This is a genomic window from Calditrichota bacterium (genome assembly GCA_014359355.1).
Taxonomy (GTDB): Bacteria; Zhuqueibacterota; Zhuqueibacteria; order JANLFK01; family Oleimicrobiaceae; genus Oleimicrobium.
In genome coordinates, this window is the sequence record JACIZP010000131.1 from 1 (window position 1) to 2,135 (window position 2,135).

At 64.5% G+C, this 2,135-nt stretch carries 3 protein-coding genes; all 3 read right to left on the reverse strand.

The features are described 5' to 3' along the window. Window positions 1-1,182, reverse strand: a 1,182-nt coding sequence (locus H5U38_05495) for a CRISPR-associated endonuclease Cas3'' (GenBank protein ID MBC7186469.1), incomplete at its 3' end; no start/stop codon positions are given. Beyond that, window positions 1,170-1,877 (reverse strand): CRISPR-associated protein Cas5, encoded by a 708-nt coding sequence (gene cas5, locus H5U38_05500; GenBank protein MBC7186470.1) that lies wholly within the window; start codon window positions 1,875-1,877, stop codon window positions 1,170-1,172. The genes H5U38_05495 and cas5, both read right to left, overlap by 13 nt. 11 nt (window positions 1,878-1,888) lie before the next feature. Next, window positions 1,889-2,135, reverse strand: a 247-nt coding sequence (locus H5U38_05505; protein MBC7186471.1) for a CRISPR-associated protein, incomplete at its 5' end; no start/stop codon positions are given.

Below are 2,135 nucleotides of genomic sequence, written 5' to 3' on the forward strand. Positions count from 1 at the left end.
CTGGGCCCTGCGGGGGAAGAGCACGCGGAAAAGCTGGTTGAAAGTGGTGAGGATGACGGACGCCTGCCAGCTGTCGAGTGCTTCCACGTCGTCGTCGTCCCCGTGCTCGAGCAGGGAGAGACTGTGGTGCTGGAGCACCGGCAGTTTGGTGGCGCGGTACACCTCATCGGCCGCCTGGGAGAGGATAGAGAGATAGGGGGCCACAAAGATGAGTCTGCTACATCGGCCATCGGCCACGGCTTCCAACGCAACCCGCACACTGGTGAGCGTCTTGCCATAGCCAGTGGGGAGGGTGAGAGAAAAGAAGGCTGACTCTGCAGTGCGGTGGTATCGCTCGACCGCTTGCTGTTGAAGTGCGGCCCGTGCCGCCACCAGCTGGGGAGAGGCGCCTGCGGCCAGTCTTTCTTCTGCGCGCGCCTGGCAGAACGCGTGGAGGTGCGCCAGTGCGGCGCGGGCTTCGCTGGGGCGCAGCGTCACCAGCTGGAATTGGCCTGCGTGGTAGCGGTCGGCGCTAATCAGCTGCCCTGACAGATGCGCAAGGCGGAGCCCCGGGTGGGGCGCGGGTGCCGCCCCGTTGTCCCCCAGCGCAGTGGCCCCGGAGGGAGGTACTGAACTAATGAAGCGCACACGCCTCTCCCAGACATCGCCGTATTCGGCAAGCCAGTCCGGGAAGGGGCCGATCTGGACGGTCAACTCCGGGAAGTGGGAGCGGACGAGTTGCACGAGCCCGATGACATCGCAAGTTGCCCACATAGCGGCCAGCTCCGCAGGGGCCCAGGACTTTTCCCACGGCGGGCGCAGGTCGAGGTCATCGAGCGCATCGTGGTGGCAGTAGATGAGACGCGTCCAATCCAGACACAGTCGACGGAGTTCCTGCTTGCTTCCGGGCTCCAACTCCCAGGTGGCGATCAGGGCCTCGGCCAGCCAGGCAAACAGTGCGGCGCTCAGCGGTGCGTGAGGTGGCCCTTTGCCGGTTTGGGCACGCGCGTACGATTGCCAAGCGGCCTGGCACTTGCCGGCATCATGGAGCAGCCCCGCCAGGAAGGCGAGGCGCTCCTCTCGGCTGCCCGTCGCGCTCCCGCAGTGGCTGGCTACCTCGGTGAGGTGTTCCACCAGCGGCCACCGCGTCGCGGTTTGGTCTGGCCGCGCCCGACACTCCGCAAGCGGCACTACCAGAGGCATACGATCCCCTCGTCGGGAACGGCATAAAAGCGCCAGAATGCCTCGGCAGTGCTCGCCTTGGGTTTGAAGCGGAGGGGACCGCCGTCGACCTCGTAGATTACTGCCACTGACCCGCGAAAGCACCTGTTTCCAAGGTAGTCCTTCAGGATCCCGCCTACGCGCGCGTACTGGCGACCGACCTCGGGCAGGAGGCGCGCTACCGCGGGTGAAGGTACCACGGTGACGCACACCATTTCTCGGGAGGGGTCAGGCTCCACTTCTTGCGGCTCCGCCACAGCCTTGACCCATCGCGGGAAGGTCAGGCAGAAGGCGCTACCCAAGTAGGTGTGGTAGTGGCTGCGGCTGTCCTGCAAGAGAGCTTTGAGTTCTTCCACGAAGGCTCCCGTGTAGTAGACACGGTAACGGGGCTTGACCACCAGTTCGATGGCGGTGGGCCTCCGGTAACTCTTCTCGTCCCCTCCGGAGACCCAGGACTTGCCGTGCATGCTGAGTTCCTGGGCAACGGTCCGTACCGGGCTCAACAGCCGGAGGCCGCACCGTGCTTCTTCGGGTAGTCGGTCGACGCCCAGCACAGAGGCGATGAGGCCCTGCAGTGCCGTTCTGGTAATGAAGGGGTAGGTTGCCTGCGTGCCCATAGTGTCAGGCCGGCGGAAATGGGCCAGCGAACCCTTCAGGTCGAAGACGAGCAGTTGCATGGCATGCTCCCCTATGCCGAGGTCCAGGAGAGATGCTCCCCTTCTATCTCACCCGTGACAGCCAGCTGCGGATGTTGCCACAGGCGGACGCGGTGAATCTTGTTCCTTGCTTCCTTAAGACGAGCGGCGAGCGGTGCCACATCGAGCGTGACCTCCGCCAGTGAGGTGGGGGGTGTCGGCCCCAACCATGCCTCTCGTTCAGGCAAGAGCTTGATACTTTCCTCCAGGTAACCCAAGCGGAAGAAAGGATCGTGGTAC